This window comes from Acinetobacter sp. 778_lipA, from assembly GCF_058242985.1.
In genome coordinates, this window is record NZ_JBZAYT010000001.1 from 4176600 (window position 1) to 4195332 (window position 18733).

14 protein-coding genes are annotated in these 18733 nt (G+C 38.6%); 4 read left to right on the plus strand and 10 right to left on the minus strand.

Annotated elements, in window-relative coordinates; translation table 11 throughout:
* Positions 1-23 precede the first annotated feature (23 nt).
* A complete protein-coding gene (locus tag AC4CUY_RS19805) occupies positions 24-491 on the minus strand; it encodes a YchJ family protein (RefSeq protein ID WP_419306198.1) in 468 nt (155 codons plus the stop codon).
* A 182-nt stretch (positions 492-673) separates the two neighbouring features.
* The gene (locus AC4CUY_RS19810) at positions 674-2257 is read right to left on the minus strand and encodes a TerC family protein (RefSeq protein WP_419306197.1); all 1584 of its coding nucleotides are present in this window, start codon (positions 2255-2257) and stop codon (positions 674-676) included.
* Between the two features lie 373 nt (positions 2258-2630).
* Between AC4CUY_RS19810 and AC4CUY_RS19815 the strand changes: the two genes are divergently transcribed.
* Positions 2631-3263: an LOG family protein gene (locus AC4CUY_RS19815; RefSeq protein WP_004816519.1), complete on the plus strand. Its 633-nt coding sequence runs from the start codon at positions 2631-2633 to the stop codon at positions 3261-3263.
* A gap of 112 nt (positions 3264-3375) precedes the next feature.
* Here AC4CUY_RS19815 and AC4CUY_RS19820 read toward each other — a convergent pair whose 3' ends face one another.
* Both AC4CUY_RS19820 and AC4CUY_RS19825 read right to left on the minus strand, forming a co-directional pair.
* Positions 3376-3729, minus strand: coding sequence for a GlpM family protein (locus AC4CUY_RS19820; protein ID WP_490774599.1), 354 nt, complete (start codon positions 3727-3729; stop codon positions 3376-3378).
* Between the two features lie 100 nt (positions 3730-3829).
* Entirely contained in the window at positions 3830-4594 is a 765-nt protein-coding gene (locus tag AC4CUY_RS19825; protein WP_490774600.1) for a hypothetical protein, read from the minus strand.
* A gap of 480 nt (positions 4595-5074) precedes the next feature.
* Between AC4CUY_RS19825 and uvrA the strand changes: the two genes are divergently transcribed.
* Together uvrA and AC4CUY_RS19835 are read left to right on the plus strand one after the other, a co-directional pair.
* On the plus strand, positions 5075-7906 hold the full coding sequence (uvrA, locus tag AC4CUY_RS19830) for an excinuclease ABC subunit UvrA (protein ID WP_004816511.1): 2832 nt from the start codon (positions 5075-5077) through the stop codon (positions 7904-7906).
* Positions 7907-8160: 254 nt separating this feature from the next.
* On the plus strand, positions 8161-8730 hold the full coding sequence (locus AC4CUY_RS19835) for a hypothetical protein (RefSeq protein WP_490774601.1): 570 nt from the start codon (positions 8161-8163) through the stop codon (positions 8728-8730).
* Positions 8731-8809: 79 nt separating this feature from the next.
* Here AC4CUY_RS19835 and AC4CUY_RS19840 read toward each other — a convergent pair whose 3' ends face one another.
* Both AC4CUY_RS19840 and blaOXA read right to left on the minus strand, forming a co-directional pair.
* Positions 8810-10522 (minus strand): GGDEF domain-containing protein, encoded by a 1713-nt coding sequence (locus AC4CUY_RS19840; protein ID WP_004725238.1) that lies wholly within the window; start codon positions 10520-10522, stop codon positions 8810-8812.
* 286 nt (positions 10523-10808) lie between these two features.
* Complete coding sequence (gene blaOXA, locus AC4CUY_RS19845) at positions 10809-11648, minus strand: OXA-274 family carbapenem-hydrolyzing class D beta-lactamase (protein WP_490774602.1); 840 nt, start codon at positions 11646-11648, stop codon at positions 10809-10811.
* Between the two features lie 879 nt (positions 11649-12527).
* On the opposite strand from blaOXA, the gene omp33-36 reads away from it, so the two are divergent.
* Positions 12528-13412: a porin Omp33-36 gene (gene omp33-36 / locus AC4CUY_RS19850; protein ID WP_490774603.1), complete on the plus strand. Its 885-nt coding sequence runs from the start codon at positions 12528-12530 to the stop codon at positions 13410-13412.
* Positions 13413-13486: 74 nt separating this feature from the next.
* Here omp33-36 and AC4CUY_RS19855 read toward each other — a convergent pair whose 3' ends face one another.
* The 4 genes from AC4CUY_RS19855 to AC4CUY_RS19870 form a co-directional block, all read right to left on the minus strand.
* Positions 13487-15454, minus strand: a complete 1968-nt coding sequence (locus AC4CUY_RS19855) for a glycine betaine transporter (protein ID WP_151956280.1) — start codon at positions 15452-15454, stop codon at positions 13487-13489.
* Positions 15455-15621: 167 nt separating this feature from the next.
* Positions 15622-16302, minus strand: a complete 681-nt coding sequence (locus tag AC4CUY_RS19860; protein ID WP_490774604.1) for an ion channel — start codon at positions 16300-16302, stop codon at positions 15622-15624.
* 218 nt (positions 16303-16520) lie between these two features.
* Entirely contained in the window at positions 16521-18236 is a 1716-nt protein-coding gene (locus AC4CUY_RS19865; protein ID WP_004725228.1) for a cation acetate symporter, read from the minus strand.
* Position 18237: 1 nt separating this feature from the next.
* A complete protein-coding gene (locus AC4CUY_RS19870; protein ID WP_004725226.1) occupies positions 18238-18570 on the minus strand; it encodes a DUF485 domain-containing protein in 333 nt (110 codons plus the stop codon).
* Positions 18571-18733 lie beyond the last annotated feature (163 nt).

Consider the following 18733-nt stretch of genomic DNA (forward strand, 5'->3'; position numbering starts at 1 on the left):
TTAAGTCAAAAATGAACTAAAAGTTATAAAAATTGTGCGCAACATTGCTTAAATTTTTTGGTGGATCCACAAATACATGGCTGTTTCATAGTGATAGGCTGATCTGTGGTTGGATCTAGGAAATACCATACACCAGCATGCTGGACAAAGTATGAAACTTCATGGTGTATTTGAGCCTGCTGACCATCATGAAAATGTGCTTTAAATTCAACTTGAGCATGATTTTTATCGAGCTTTTCTTGGGCTTGCACCACGTCAAGACTGAGCCATTGATTGGCTTTGCTCCAGTCTGAAATCGCTTTAACATCCAAAGCTTGCTGCTGTCCAAGCGCAGTGGTCTGAACAATATAATCAATCTCATGTTTGGCAAAAGCGCTATAACGGGAACGCATCAACTGTTCTGCTGTCGTGGCTTTATTCTTCCCCAAATGTAGCGGCTGACAACATTCAGCATAAAGCGCTGAACCACATGGACAGGATAGATTGGACATGAAAATACTCAAAATCTGAATAGGTTCAATGATAATCTAACCCAACTGGAAATCGAAACCTATTCTTTCTATATGAATGATGCCATTCAGCCATCATTTTAACGATATGGTTTAAATCATTATTTTCAAAAATAAAATAAAAAGAAGCCAGTCTTTCGACTGGCTTCATTACGACAAATCCATTAGGACTCGGCATCTTTAGATTTTGTTAATGCCATAATATGCACCTTCTCAATCTTATGCCCATCCATCGTTACCACTTCAAACTCATAACCATCGACTTGAAGCTTTTGACCATTTTCAGGCAAACGCCCGAGATGGAACAAGATATAACCCGAAAGGGTTGAGTATTGTTCTGACTCATCGACTAAATCACGACCTAACAGCAAAGAAACATGACGAATATCGGTTGAACCTTCAAGGATCAACGAACCATCTTCAAGACTTTCCGCAGCAGCTTCTAGTTCATCTTCATCAGGGAACTCGCCTGCAATTGCTTCAAGCACATCAATCGGCGTTGCAATCCCTTCAATTGACCCATATTCATTTAATACAATCGCCATTTGTAAGGGTGACTGACGAAGTTGTTCCATCACCATCAACACTTGCGCATTTTCATGCACAATCACAGGCTCGCGTAAGTGTTTTTCAAAATTTAAAACACCCGTTTCGATATAATCATTCAAGACTTTATGGGTTAAAACAATACCCGCAATATTATCCAATTCACCATGTGCCAAAATTAAACGAGAATGTGACATTGCCATCAAATTTTCTTTAATGCTGGCTTCATCTTCATCCAAATCTAACCATTCTAATTCAGGGCGCGGTGTCATGACCGATTTTACAGGACGTTCTGATAGTCCCAAGACCCCTTGAACCATAACACTATGGTAAGCACCATTTTCATCATCAAAAATTTCATCTGCCAATGCTTGTGTTGCAATCACATCATCCGCTTTACCATTTTGACTATCGGCACTTTTCCCACCTAACATTTTCAATACTGCTGAAGCTGTACGGAAACGTAAGTCGGTCGTTGTCACCATTTTCTCTTGGTTTTTACGCATGGTTTGGTTCATAAACTCGATCAGTACCGAGAAACCAATCGCTGCATATAAGTAACCTTTTGGAATGTGATAACCAAAACCTTCGACGATCAATGAGAAACCAATCATCATCAAAAAGCCTAGACATAGAATCACGACTGTCGGGTGCTTATTGACAAAGTCCATCAAGGCTTTTGATGCCCACAGCATAATAGCTACAGCAATCACCACAGCGATCATCATCACTGAAAGTTCTTTCACCATTCCCACAGCGGTGATCACACTATCTAGGGAAAATACGGCGTCTAAAACAACAATTTGAACAATGACCATCCAAAATACAGCATGTACAGGATTTTCTTCTTTAAGATCCTGACCACCTTCAAGGCGCTCATGTAGTTCCATAGTGCCTTTAAACAATAAGAACACACCGCCAAACAACAGGATCAGATCACGCCCAGAAAAAGCATGCTCAAAGAGATGGAATAATGGTTCGGTTAATGTCACCACCCATGCAATAGATGCCAGTAACACCATCCGCATACAGAGAGCAAGTAAAAGCCCAATAATCCTTGCTTTATCACGTTGTTCAGGCGGAAGCTTTTCTGCCAAAATTGCAATAAATACAAGGTTATCAATACCCAAAACGATTTCTAAAACAACTAAAGTTGCAAGACCAACCCATGCAGAAGGATCAGACATCCACTCAAGTATCATTGATCTTGCTCCATTGAAAATGTGCAATAGCTATTTTCAGCATTTGAGAACTGTAAATTTCGGAATTGAGAAGAAAACTTTAGTGTATTTTGAACTATTATTTTGTCTAAAGATTGTGCATTTTCGGAGCGACTACAACCACTACCCATGATGATTCATTTGTTGATAAATAAGCGTTAATTATAGGCAATCCAGACAGGAATTTCATCTCATTTATCAGGATTTTTACTGATTTACCTAAAATTAAATACAAAATCAAAGCGATACAAATCATTGCAAAAGCGCCGATAACACAACATGTTTTTGTCACATTTCTTACTTAAAGTAGTAGAAATGTATAAGAACATGATAAGTTAAGGTGAAAAAATAAATTATGAATAGTGTATTGCCTGTAATGATGAATAAACCTTTCGAATTAGATCAACAACAACATAAAGCCACACAATGTTTAATCGCTCTCTATTGTGGCTCCCGACCTGGAAATAACCCTACCTATCGAGAAAAAGCCATCCAACTTGCCCAAGGCATCGCAGAACAAGGTTTTGGAATCGTCTATGGTGGTGCAAGTATTGGCTTAATGGGCCAAGTTGCAGATACGGTCACGGAACATGGTGGTGATGTTGTTGGTGTTATTCCCGAATTTATGCTGGATTATGAAATTGCCCATAACCAATTAACAGAATTACATATTGTGCAAAACATGCATGAACGCAAAGCAATGATGGCTGAACGTGCAAGTGCTTTTGTCGCACTGCCAGGTGGCTTTGGTACCTTTGAGGAAATTCTAGAAGTCGCGACATGGGGACAATTGAATCAACATCAAAAACCGATGATGTTATATAACGTCAATGGTTTCTATGACCATTTGATTGCGCAATTAGACCATGCTGTTATTGAAGGTTTTTTACCGCCTCAACATCGGGCAAAACTGATTGTGTGTAATCATGCAGATCAAATTTACAATGCCATTAAGAACCTAGAAAGCCCAAAACAATTTATTGTTTAAATATCTCATTATTAAAATATATCCTTAAAAAATGAGCCTTGATCAAAGGCTCACTAACTTTACAATCAACTCAAAAGTATTCATTGCAACTCTTTTTTATTGATTCAATAAATCATAAAACCGATCCATTCTGAAACAATTGCCATGCATAAATCAAAACAGCAGCAGCCACAATCCAGCATAACGTTGCAATCCCTAAACAAGACCACGTCGAAAGCTTAGTTGCCAATAAATAGACTGTGAACAAATAAATGAAATACGGTATCAACGACCACAGCCCGAATAAAGCTGTTTGCTTTAAGGCTTCAGCACCTTTTTCCTGCGCCACAATCACATGTGCGATCAATGCAAATGTTGGAAAAAGTGGAACTAAACCTGCAATATAAAATGCCTTACTTTTTGAAAGAATTGAAATCAACAAAACCACTGCTGCACCCAGAATACATTTCAAAAATAAGGACAACATCTAAAATTACTCGAACACATGATCAGTGCAAGAGTTTACGCCAAGCGTGTAAATTTGAAATCTAAAATATTAGAAATTTAATGCGCTATAAGTTAAAGCTTTAAAAAGCGCGTTTTAATTTGCCACGGTTAATAAACGCAACCAAGCCCATGACAATCGCCATCACAATAAAAAAGATAAATTTTAGCTCACTTCTACTCAAGTGCGTCTCAGATTTATTCACCTCAGCTTGAGTAAAATCGGCTGATACTGGAGGCAAAGGAGAGGCATAAGTGGCTTGAATATTTTTAAAATTTAATTCACTGAGTTCAGCAGGCTTTTCACCTTTGCCCACCAAAACATAAGCCGCAACAATGTCAAAATCCAAAGGATTTTGAATGCCAAATTTCACTTTGGTGGGTTCATAAGTGTTGTATTCAGGGATCCAGTCATTCACTTGACTATAAATACGAATGCTATCTGTTTTTTCCAATATTGGATCTGTAATCAGCTGTTCTGACGTATCTTCAATGAATGTCTTTAAGCCTTTGAATTGCCTGAGAGAATATTGATTAGTTTGCGTCAAATTTTCTGCGATCAGTGCTTGGTATACAGCATGCTCACTTGGATTGGCTTTATTTAACAAACCTTGATTGTCCATGACAAACTCAACTTTTGCAGTAAGTCCCGGATAATTTTGTCGCCCAACCAAATAAACCGCAGTCCAAATCTGATCCCCCGCTTGTACATCTTCTAATTCTAATTCGTACAATTGATTGGGTTTTAAATTTAACACTTGATCAAATAAAACTTGTGAAGTCTCGCCAGCCAAGACATTGCAAGAAAATGCAAAACAAATAACTGATATAATTTTTCGTATATTCATTTTCAAGCCCTCCACAAGTGCGATAGATATCACATATTTTATAATAAAAACAATGGTTAATCACAGAAACCTTGTCTAACAATTCTCTTTTTTAGATAAGTGGTTATTGATTGCATCATAGGACCAATCTTGAAGCTGATCTGGTTTATTCGTTCTACCCTATGCAATATCGAAATAAGTATTCAGAAATCAGCACAGCATCAAAAAAACTGACTGCATATCTCATTTTTCTTCAATGACTTATTTTAAATAAATTATATCTTTGATTTTAAATTAGCTGAATGCGACCCTAAGAATTGTTTAAAACTATCATAAACATATGAATCTTATTATTTTATTCAAAAACTCAAACTCCATCACAGTTTTAAATGGTCAGTTACATGACACAATTTGTCGTTTAAAAACTATTTTTTACAGCTTGAACAAAATTAAATCGCTATCATATACCCCTTTAATTCGCATAATTTCGAGAAAGCTTTTATGAGTCAAAGTCATATCCGTATTCGAGGCGCACGTACCCATAATTTAAAAAATGTGTCACTCGATATTCCACGTGACAAGTTTGTGGTCATCACAGGACTCTCAGGCTCAGGGAAATCATCTCTGGCTTTCGATACCTTATATGCTGAGGGTCAGCGCCGTTATGTCGAATCTTTATCTGCTTATGCACGTCAGTTCCTTTCACAAATGGAAAAGCCTGAAGTTGATTCAATTGAAGGTTTAAGCCCTGCGATTGCGATTGAACAGAAGTCTACCAGCCATAACCCCCGTTCAACCGTGGGAACCATTACTGAAATCTACGACTATTTACGTTTACTCTATGCACGCGTTGGTACACCTTACTGCCCAGAGCATGACTTGCCGATGGTTGCACAGACTGTTTCTGAAATGGTCGATGCAGTGAAAGGACTGGAAGAAGGTACAGCGTTGATGCTCCTTGCACCAGTTGTTCGTGAGCGTAAAGGTGAATACAGCAACCTATTTGAGCAATTACAAAGCCAAGGTTTTGTCCGCGCGCGCGTGGATGGTGAAGTGATTGATATCGATACACCACCAGAACTCGATAAAAAGAAAAAGCACACCATTGAAGTTGTGGTTGACCGCTTTAAAGTCCGTGATGACTTAGGTAACCGAATTGCCGAAAGCTTTGAAACAGCTTTACGTTTAGGCAGTGATCTGGCGATTTTATCGTGGATGGGTGGTGAACATCCAGACCGTGTATTTTCAGCAAAACATTCCTGCCCTGAATGCGACCGTGCTGTTGCTGAACTAGAGCCACGTTTGTTCTCGTTCAATAATCCATTTGGTGCCTGCCCTGTCTGCGACGGTTTAGGTACCCGTAGTCATTTCAGTGCTGAAAAACTCATTCCAAGCCCAGATGTTTCTATTAGCCAAGGCGCAATCCGTGGCTGGGACAGACAACGCCCATACTATTACAGCATGATTCAGAAAGTTGCAGATCATTTTGGGTTTTCGTTAGACACCCCTTGGAATGAACTCGACGCTGATACGAAAAAGAAATTTCTCTACGGTACAGGCAAAGAAAAAGTTGATCTTAGTTATATCGATGAGCGTGGTCGTAAACACAATCGGGTACAACCTTTTGAAGGTATTTTGCCTCATTTAGAGCGTCGTTATCGTGAAACTGAATCTAATTATGTCCGTGATGATCTGGCGCAGTATTTATCCAATGCCGCTTGTGATGCTTGTGGCGGCTCACGTTTAAATGAAATTTCACGTCATGTCCGCGTTAAAGACAAAACCATTGCCCAAATTACCAAAATGTCGATTGGTGATGCTGAAAGCTACTATCAAGATTTAAATCTTGAAGGTGCCAAAGGTGAAATTGCCGATAAGATTTTTAAAGAAATTCGCGAGCGTTTGCACTTCCTTGTATCAGTCGGTTTAAATTATTTAAGCCTGTCTCGCTCTGCTGAAACGCTTTCAGGTGGTGAAGCACAACGTATCCGCCTAGCCTCACAAATTGGTGCTGGTCTAATGGGGGTGATGTACGTTTTAGATGAGCCATCCATTGGTTTACACCAACGTGATAATGATCGTTTACTTGAAACACTGGTTCGTTTGCGTGATCTGGGTAATACAGTTTTAGTGGTTGAGCATGATGAAGATGCAATTCGTGCAGCTGACCATATTATTGATATCGGTCCGGGCGCTGGTGTACATGGCGGTCATATCATTGCCGAGGGAACCTATGATGAACTCGCAGCCAACGAGAACTCACTAACAGGAAAATACCTATCTGGTAAGTTAAAAATTGCGGTGCCCAAAGAGCGGGTTAAACCACCTAAGCCTGAAGAACAAATTAAACTGATGGGCGCATCAGGGCATAACTTACAAAATGTTGATTTGACGATTCCTTTAGGTGTGATGACTTGTGTGACAGGTGTTTCGGGTTCAGGTAAATCAACCTTAATTAACCGTACCCTGTTACCACTTGCAGCAACGCAATTAAATGGTGCAACCACCTTAACTGCTGAAAAGTTTGATTCGATTGATGGCTTACAGTTCCTTGATAAAGTGGTAGACATTGACCAAAGTCCTATTGGACGTACTCCACGTTCCAACCCAGCGACATATACCGGTTTGTTTACCCCGATTCGTGAATTGTTTGCGCAAACCCCTGAAGCCAAAGCCCGTGGTTATGCTGCAGGTCGTTTCTCGTTTAACGTCAAAGGCGGGCGCTGTGAGGTGTGTGAAGGGGATGGTATGATCAAAGTTGCCATGCACTTCTTACCCGATATGTACGTGCCTTGTGATAACTGTCATGGTCAGCGTTATAACCGTGAAACCTTGGAAGTTGGTTATAAAGGCAAGAATATTTCTGACGTATTGGAAATGACCGTCGAAGATGCGATGCATTTCTTTGATGCAATCCCTGTGATTCACCGTCGTTTGGAAACCTTAAACCAAGTCGGGTTAGGCTATATCCGCTTAGGTCAGTCAGCAACAACGCTATCTGGTGGTGAAGCGCAACGGGTCAAACTGGCACGTGAGCTAGCAAAGCGTGATACAGGTAAAACCTTGTATGTACTGGATGAACCAACCACTGGTTTGCATTTCCACGATATTGCCAAACTGCTCGATATTCTTCATGAACTACGCAATAAGGGCAATACCATTGTTGTGATTGAGCATAATCTCGATGTGATTAAGACGGCGGACTGGGTGATTGATTTAGGCCCTGAAGGTGGTGCAGGTGGTGGTCAGATTATTGCGGAAGGTACCCCAGAACAGGTGGTGAAATCTAAAGTTTCACATACAGCGAAATTCTTAAAGCCGTTGTTAAAGTAATTCACTGCATCTTCCCTTCCCTCCTTTAAATAAGGAGGGAGTTTCTCTCTTTATCCCACAGGACTTAGGAGGAGATTAATCAGCTAAGCTCGAAATTAAATAGCTCATATAATTTTTATAAAACTCAGATTCTCAGCCTTTTTTCATCCTATATTTCAATAATCATCTGCTTAATTTTGTGATTTTTTAAAGCAAATTTTGCATTTCTAATTTAAACAAGGCAAGATCAATGCATAGCACAGGATATTTTCCTTATGAAGCTTTTTTACTCATGCCTTTTAGTCCCAAGTATCTGTTTACTCAGCAGTTGTAGCATAAACATTGCGGGTGGTAATGGCAGACCCGACAATCCTTATTTTATAACCACCCAACCCTTACTAATTAAAAAAATACAGCTTCCTGCTGGCTCAACTTTGACCTATGAAAAACAGGGCTTTAAAACAGGCAGACAAAGTCAGTTAATGAATGAAAGTAAACTGAAAGGCATCTCATTGCCGAGTGGACAAACCATTATATGGGCCGGTGTGCCAATCAATGCAATCAACAAATTCAGCAACTCAGAAATGCGCGGCTTTAGCCTTAACGCAGAATTTAAGCAGCTTGCTCTCAATCAAAACTCTGGCTTCTCCAAACAGTGGCAACGTTGTGGTGATGATCTAGGGATTAGTATTAAAAATACAGAGGATTGGTCATTTAATCCAAGTAATATTGTTGATGTGGAAAGCTGTAGTGTGCTTTATCAACGCTACTTTAAAGACAATGCCGAACAGCAACGATTTTTAAATCAATTGTATGCTGAGTTGCTTAAAGTCACTTCAAAATAATTCAGTATTTTTATCATTAAATGCTGACGATAAATCAACTTTTTCAAACGGGTTAATCATCATCAAGATACCCAATCGATCATCCCACAACTTTATTTCGACCTTGTGCTTTGGCTTTAAATAGCGATGCATCTGCCCGATTAAACAAAGCTTCCCAACTTTCAGCCCCTGTTGCCACGCCAATACTGACAGAAACATTCAGCTGTTCGTTAGACATCGAACTATTAAAATTTAACCGTGATACATCAGCCAAAATACTTTCAGAAATTTGTAATGCCCAATCCCATTGGATGCGATCAATTAAAATCAAAAACTCATCACCACCAAAACGTACAATTAAATCGGATTGCGCAATATTTGCTTTTAAACATCGAGCAATTTCAACAATAACCGAATCACCTAAAATATGTCCAAAGCGATCATTCACATATTTAAAATTATCAATATCCACCATGATCAAGGTCAACTCTTGAAAGCGATCAGGTTGTGTTGCGATATTTTTTAAATAAACCTCTAAAGCGAGTCGATTTGAAACACCGGTTAAGCTGTCGGTGTTGGCACTATTTTGTAATTGAAATTCAAAAGCATCGCGTTGCTTGAGCATTTCTTTTAATTTATCCAATGCATCGGTTAGGGTATGCACCTCTTTGGTTTGTATCGAAGCTGCACCTATATAATCACGCTCTTGAACTTGTGATAACTCTAAGATCATATTTCTTGCATATATCAAGGGTTCAAATAACTTTTTACGTGTATATAACATCGTAAAAACTGCTACCGACAATGACAAAAGAGAAATAAATAAAGTGATAAAAAATTGACGTTGCTCCGATTCCATTCGATGACGCGCACTTAAGGCGTGGGTTTCAAGTAGATATTTTTGTAAATTTACCACCGTGGTAAACTTATCCACGATTGCATCTGTCAGTTGGTTTGCCGTTAAAAAATAAGGCTGCTGATTTCTACTCTCTTGCACCAAACGATTTACAATGGGTAAACCTTGGTCAATAAATTGAGTTTTTACTTGACCATATAAATAAAGATACTCAGGGGTTTTTAAGGATTCTATTTGCATGGTATCCATCAAACGCCATAAATATTTAACCTGTTCTTGCGTTTGTAATGAGCGTGCTTTGTTATATTCAGGCAATGGTTCGGAAAAGCTTAGGGGTGCCATGATATTGGACGCGACTCGTCCAGATTGATCACGTAAATCAGCCAATATCAGCACAATTGAAGCATAATCAGTAACATCGCTATTATTCTTTTTTGAATGGTTAATTAATTGCTGCAACATGGCTCTACAACTGTCCCATGCCCGAAACATTCCCTGAATCACTTGATCCATTTGCACTGAATTACGTTCTTTTAACGGCAAGGCTAAATAAGCATCGACTTGTTTACGGGCGATGTTCAAATCATGTCTTAATTGAACATCTACTTGATCCGCCAAACTGGTAAACCCCGCCTTGTTTAAGGTCTCTACGGTTAAATTAATCTGTTGATCTACGTCCTTACGATAGTCCTGCAATTCTTTTATTCTGTCTGGAAAATTTGCTGTCGAGCTCGACATTGCTTTATTTGTTGGCGCTCTTTCCCGTGAAATTTTATTGGATGTTTCAGCAAAAACTTGCAAGGCTTGAATATTGACTAAAGCTCGATTTGCTCGGCTATACTCTCGATAATTACTGATGATTTGTGGAACAGCAATTAACAAAACAGACAAAATGATGACTGACATGAGGATAAGCAAACGCGTGCTTATTTGTTCTGATCTGAGTTCATGCACCATCACCATGGTCCTGTGGGAAGTTATATCGTAATAAAGCTAAAGAAATTTTGTTTATATTATAGAATATATACACATAAACTACTCCACATAATCAAGTTTAATCTACAGCGTTCAACTGCTTTATATTATCGTTTTTATAGATGAGTAATATTCAAAATTCACATTTTACATATAAATAGAATTTGCATAAAATCAGACTCAGATAGAAATTCTCATGATTTGAAAATAGATCTTTTTTATTGCCCAGTTTCCCCCAATAAACTGGGCATTTTTTTACCTACTGCATTTATCTCAAATAAAAGAATAAGCCTAATTTATCTAAGATACTTAATGTCAGTTGCTTACGTTCAGCAGGATCATCCCCTGTCTGCATGTGCATATTTAAAGCAAAAGCGGTGATCTGACCATTCGGCTGTTCTATCCATCCTGTATACCAACCCACTTGTGGCTCAACATCCATTCCCCAGCCACTTTTGGCATAGAGCTTGGAATCACCACGTCTTTCGACATAAAGCATATCTTTGACTTGCTGTTGTACAGCATCATCAAAAGACAATGTTTTCTTTGCCAATTGATAAGCAAATTTAGCTTCTTGCTCTGGGGTGATTTTCAATGGACCAACCAACCAGAAATTATCCACCTGTTGACCAATTTGTGTATTACCAAAACCAACACGTTTGACTTCTTGACTAATCAAATCCAAACCAATACGTCGTGCCAACTCCTGATATACAGGTACGGCGGAAGCCTGCATTGCTTGTGCCAAGGTCATATCTTTTTCCCATGCAGGAAAAGATCTTTTTTCACCATTCCACTTAAATACTTCTGTATTTGTCGTTTTCGCATGTTGCAAACCAATTAAGGCATTCAACATTTTAAAAGTAGAGGCTGGAATATACGCAGTCTTGGCTCTATTTAAATCATTCCCATAGCGTTTAAATTGAGTTCCGTCATAAGTCACAAAGACGGCTTGAGTTTGCGCATAATTAAACAACAACGGAATTTCACTTGTTCTTTGTGATGAAGCTGGATCATACAAATTAAGCTTCGAAACACAACCTGAAAAAGCCAAACTACTCAGGATGATCAATACACTGCTTTTTATTTTAAATATGTTATTACTCATAAACTTTACTTAGGCATCGACTCTATCTGAAATAGTGTAGATGAGCCCATGAATTATTTTTTAAATTGAATGTAAGAAAATATTTACATGTGCAATATATTGGTGCATAATGCACCTCATTAGGGCAATTTATTAATATTCCTCAGCAGAATTTATTGATTTGCTCCAGATTTTGGCGAAAAATCCCAGTTTTCTTTGAAAATTGGGATTTTTTTTGGCAAGAATCATGCCAACATAATTCATCTTTTGCTTATTTATGCTATATATTGGTGCAATATTTTTATGATCTATTTAATGCGATTTGCTTTGAATTTTTAAATAAAAAAAAGCCCAACCTTGGGGAAAGCTGGGCATATAAACTCAAAATCTCAAAAAAATTCATTTAAAATGAATGAACTTTATTGACTCATTATCCAAAATATCTTTTACTTTGTAAAACCTATTAAATTGATCGGATATAAATTAATTATCGTTTTTATAAATAATTGAGAATAAAACAACAATATTCACATGAAATGATTATACAATCACAAATTAATTCTAAAAATAAGCAGAATTTAATGACATTTTCTTGACATTGATCGCAAAACAACCATCGGTAATATCGATCAAAAAACACAAATAAACAATAAAATAAATGTATTAATTTAACAATTTGATATCTGTTTTATATGAAATAAAACTTTTGTCTGAATTTAGTCTGTTGTTCTAATTAAGTTTTTTTCCAGGTTGACGTAAAGCTGTTCAAATGTACGTTTTTTAAACAATGTAAATTTCATGTATCTACTTTGTAAACAGTGGCCTTAAACGTCATTGACTTAATATCTTGTTACAATACAATGCCGTCTGTTTCACCAATTTCTCCTATTGGAAAAGATTATGAAAAAACTCGGTTTAGCCACTGCTTTATTATTAGCCATGACCGGCGCTCAAGCATACCAATTTGAAATTCAAGGTCAATCAGAGTATATCGATACAACTGAAAATGACAAAGATTTCACTGGTGGTTTGCAAGGTACTTACTACTTCAAAAATGTTGACTCTTCAAAAGGTCCATTGGCTGAAGCAGCGTTCTTAAACCAAGCTTCGAATGTTTCTTTAGCATATAACTATGGCGAATTAGACGCTGATGTAATTGCACATAACTACGGCGCTAAAGCTGAACTTTATGTTCCTACTCCATATGTACCTGCATACGCAAGTGCTTCTTATAGCCACACGATCCTTGACGGTAAAAATGGCTTGTCAAATGATCAAGGCGATCGTTTTGCATTAGAAGTGGGTGCTCTTCCTACTCAAAACTTCTTGGTTGCTGTTGGTTATACTAACGTTGCTGACCAAGTTGCTTTAGATGCATTCAATGTTATGGGTAACGGCGTTGCTAAAGCGACTGCTGAAGCTGCAACAATTGGTGAAGACCAAGACGCAATCACTGCACGTGCTAAATACGTTGGCGGTATTGACGGTACAAATATGTCTTTAGCGTTTGAATCAGGCATTATCTATGGTGATGCGACTGCATACCAGTTCAAAACTGATTTCTATTTGAACCCACAATTAAGCGTTGGTGCTTCTTACGCAGCATCTAGCTACGAAGGTTCTCCAGATTCAGCTTGGGGTGCAAACGTAAACTACTTCATCACTCCTGCGATTGCAGTTGGTGCAAGCTACGTAAATGCAAACTACGAAGCGAAAAAAGATCAAACTGTTGCCTATGTTGGTGATACGCAAACTGTTGGCTTAAACGCTAAATTCCGTTTCTAAGTTGCTTAGAAATTGAATCAAAAAAAGGACTCATACGAGTCCTTTTTTATTGCCTTTGTTTTTAAATAAACAACTTAGTTTCTCAGTACATTTAAAAAATGTAGATGGCGTTCATATTGGTCAATGATGTCTTGAATCAAGTCTTCTTGCGTCCACTCCATCACATCATAATTTTGACCACCTTCTCTTAAAAATATTTCTGCTTGATAAAAATCATCGGTTTCTTGATGTTCTTCATTCATCATAAAGCTTGGCGCAACCATTTTGCGTGCAATGACTTTATAGATAAAATTGAACTCATCATGATGATCCACACTCAGTTGAACACCGTCTTCAGTTTCTTTAATCACCACATTTAAATCACGGCGTTTAAACTCAAAACGAATACTTTCAAAAGCCTTAATTACATCAACCTGAATATAGTGTTGTACTTCAGCCAGCGTATGCGGATAGTGCATGATTAAGCCTAAACGTTGCTGCCAGCTGCGTGGGTTTTGCACAGCTCTCGGCGTGATTCTTGCCACTTGTAAAGCCTGCATTTTGGTAACATCTAAGCGCAATGCTTTGACTAAGCCCCAACACAACAGCAGCATAATAAAAGTGAATGGTAGTGCACTCATCATGGTGGCCGATTGTAGCGCGCCTAGCCCACCAACCATTAAAAGAATGATCGACAAGACCGCCATTAAAACAGTCCAGAACAAGCGTTGCCATATCGGCGAATTTTCTGTTTTCGCAGTGAGATAATCGGTCACCAATGCACCAGAATCCGCGGAGGTAACGAAGAACAAGACCACCAGCAGTGTTGCAATAAGACTAAACACACCTGAAAAAGGCAGATGGGTTAAAAATTCAAACAATGCAACTGATGAATCTTTTTGTACCGCAGAAATTAGCCCAACCTGCCCTTGTTCCATAATACTGAACAAGGCAGCATTGCCAATAAAACCCATCCAGATCAAGGTAAAGCCTGTCGGAATAAGCAGTACCCCAACAATAAACTCTCGAATGGTTCGACCTTTTGAAACACGCGCAATAAACATACCAACAAATGGTGACCAAGAAATCCACCATGCCCAATACATGATGGTCCAACCACCAATCCAGCCATTTGATTGATAAGCATATAAATTAAAGGTCATGCTAAACAAATTCGAAATATATTGTCCAGCGTTTTGAATGGTTGCTTGTAGGATATAAATACTGGAACTGGCGAGGAATACAAAGCCTAGCAATACCAAAGCTAAAATCAGATTCAGTTCAGAGAGTCGTTTAATTCCTTTGTCTAATCCGAGGAAAACCGACAATGAAGCCAGCGTACTCACCACAATAATCAAAAAGATTTGGGTGCTAATATTACTTTCCCAGCCAAATAAATAATTTAAGCCAGAATTAATTTGAGTTACCCCAAATCCTAACGTGGTAGCCACACCAAATACCGTACCAATGGTGGCAAAAGTATCGACCGCATCTCCGATTGGACCATGAATTCGTTGACCAATAATCGGAAACAAACCCGAACGAACTTTGAGTGGCAAGTTATAGCGAAAAGCAAAATAAGCCAGCGTTAAGCCAACAACTGCATAGATAGCCCAAGCATGTAAGCCCCAATGGAAAAAGGTAATTCTCATTGCTTCTTGGGCAGATTCAATGGTTTGTGGATCACCAGCAGGTGGATTGACATAATGCATGACAGGTTCTGCAACACTGAAGAACATTAACCCGATCCCCATACCCGCAGTAAATAGCATGGCAAACCATGACCCATTACTATACTCAGGCTGGCTATGATCAGGTCCAAGCTTGATTTTACCCATGTCAGAAAAGGCAATAAAAATCAGCACAATTAAAAATATTGCGACAGATAAAACATAGAACCAACTAAATGAATCGGTGATCCAGCGGTTCATCCTTTGAGTAATCAGTTCAAAGGCATTTGGTGCAAAGACAACAACGGCTAAAAAAAGCGCAATAATTCCAACAGTGCTCAAGAAAACATTTGGATTGACATTGTCAAACCAAGTGATTTTTTTGGAAGGCATATTTCCCCCAGGTTTTTATACTCAATGGACAGACTTTTTAAAGTCAAAAAAAGGCATTCACAGGTGTGAAAAAAGACGAATCCTGTAGAACAGCGATTGGATTCAGGCCACATTATAATTTAAATTAACATTTTCAACAATTTACTAAATGTAACAAGATCATTAGCTCATGATTTTGGTTTATTTTCAATATATTGCAGGGCAATCATCCGTGAGACGATCAGGGCAAAATACATCACGCCACAGAACATTTGCAACATTGAAATCACCCGCGCAGCAGGTGCAACAGGAATCAAATCGGACAATCCTGTTGCCGATTGCAAACTAAAACTAATGAACAATAAATCCAGCCAAGATTGGTAGTCCGCAATATGATTTGGGTTTTGAAAACTCTGTGGAACCACCAATTGACAGATACTGTATAAGAAGGCAAATCCCCATGCGATCAGGGTAAATACTGCACCTGCAGCAAACAGCTCATCTTTGGTTAAATAACGATCTGCAAACATATAACGGATTAAACCATATGCTGCACAAAAATAAGCGGCTGCTTCAAATGAATGTGCAAAGATTTGCAAAGTAACAGAATGAAAACCGATCAACATTAGAAAGGACAGTACAAATGCCCCTGTGACAAAGGTTAAGCCCAACAGTGTAAATGTCGGTGTTTGTCGAATCACTTTGGCAATAATCAGTAACGCGGATACACCGAGTAACCAAGTTAAAATTTGATAACTTCTGCTGGCATTGGTATAGACAGATAAAACTAAAATAAGCAGTTGGACCAACAATAACCATGCTGATGGTAATTGTTTAAAACCTTTCCAAAATTCGATCATTGAACGCATATTTTCTGATTCTGATTGTTCTTTTAAACATTCAAATTAACATATTCATTGGGTTTCTTAAATCCTTTCAATTTTTCGTGATCATTCAACTGATCAATCTGCATAAAACAAGCTGTATATCGCTTAAAGGCTGAAACTGGGATGATTGAGTTCTAGTTTTGCATCACCCATAAAAAAACACCTTCGAAAAGGTGTTTTTTAGGCTGATCTCAAATCACTTAGTGATCTGAAGCACCAGAGATACCAATACCTGTTTGTGAACGTACAAACTGTGCATCAAATGCTTTGCGCTCTGCTTCTGCACGTGCAGATTTATCTGTCACAGAGAATAACCAGCAGCAGATGAATGCTAATGGCATGGCAAAAATTGCAGGACCATTGAATGAGTTGATCGGAGTATCAGAGATTTTTAATGTGTCTACCCAAACTGCTTTAGACAAGATAATTAAAGTCACCGCTGTCACTAGACCGACAACACCACCTACAACAGCACCACGTGTAGTTAAGCCTTTCCAGAACATTGAAAGAACCAATACTGGGAAGTTTGCACACGCCGCGACAGAGAATGCTAAACCAACCATGAAGGCAACGTTTTGTTTCTCGAACAAAATACCTAAGATCATCGCAAAGATCGCAAGACCAAGTGTTGCAATCTTCGACATACGTAATTCAGATTCAGGGGTTGTTTGACCTTTTTTCAATACGTTTGCGTACAAGTCATGTGAAATTGCTGAAGCACCTGACAGTGTCAAACCCGCAACTACCGCAAGAATCGTTGCGAATGCAACTGCTGAAATAAAGCCCATGAACAGATCGCCACCCACTGCATCTGCAAGGTGTACCGCTGCCATGTTGTTACCGCCAACTAATTCTAGTTTGCCAGTCACAGCCATTTTTGCAACATCAATAAATTGTGGGTTGTTTGATACGAAAAGGATCGCACCGAAACCAATAATGAAGGTTAATAAATAGAAGTAACCAATGAAACCTGTTGCAACAACCACAGATTTACGTGCTTCTTTAGCATCTTTAACTGTAAAGAAACGCATAAGAATATGTGGTAAACCTGCTGTACCAAACATGAGTGCTAAACCAAGTGACAAAGCATCGAGTGGGTTTTTCGCCAAACTGCCTGGTCCCATAATTTTGGTTGCATCATCAAGACTAACATCATGTACTTTTGCAAATACATCAATAGATTGCTTGAACATTTCAGAGAAGCTATAACCGACAGAATGCATCACCATGAACGCCATGAATGTTGCACCTGAAAGTAACATCACTGCTTTAATGATCTGTACCCAAGTTGTCGCCAACATCCCACCAAAGATCACGTAAGCCATCATCAGAAGGCCAACAATCACAACTGCGATGTTATAGTTCAAACCAAATAACAGTTTGATCAACTGACCTGCACCCACCATTTGAGCAATCAAATAGAAAGCCACAACAACAAGTGAACTGATTGCTGCAAGTGTACGTACTGGTTTTTCTTCTAAACGGAAAGAAACTACGTCAGACAGGTTATATTTACCTAAGTTACGTAGGCGCTCAGCAACCAAGAACAATACGATTGGCCAGCCGACCATGAAACCCAGTGAATAAAGCAAGCCATCAAAGCCTGAGCTAAACACCAATGCAGAAATACCCAAGAACGATGCAGCAGACATATAGTCACCTGCAATCGCTAAACCATTTTGGAAACCAGAGATACCACCACCAGCGGTGTAGAAATCCGCGGTATTGGTGGTTTGTTTTGCAGCCCATTTGGTAATAAATAAGGTTAAACCAACAAAAATTGCAAACATAATGATTGCATGCCAGTTAGTCGCTTGCTGCTGAGCTTCACCTAAATCTGGGCCTGCTTGTGCAACAGTAGAAAGCAGTGCAGTAGATGCAAGAGCTGCTTTAGTCTTTAAAGAGTTCCATTTCATCTTAGTGCAGTCCTTTTTCGTGGGCGATTGCTTCGACTTCTTTCATTGCATCTGCATTCAATTGATCCAATTTATTGTTGGCAATATATGAGTACACACCACACAATACGAAAGATAAAACAATAATTCCTAAACCTAAAGGAATCCCCCAAGTGGTGATGCCACCACTAAATGAACTCATTAAAAATTCTTTGTTATAGCCAACTAAAAGCATAAATCCAACATAAACGAACAACATAATTGCAGTTAATGTCCAGCTTAATTTACTTTTTTTAGCAACCATTTCCTTGAATTTTGGATTTTGTAGAATCGCCTCTACCTGTCTCTCATCCATAACCATGCTCCTTGATAAGCGACCAGAACGCTGGTTGCTTTTTTTAATATTTTTTTACATGGTCAAAATTAACAATATTGTGGGGTTCTCGTAACTTAGACTTTGGTCGTTAAATTTTGAGCAAAATAAACGAGACAGTTCATGTATGCGTTATTATAGGCGC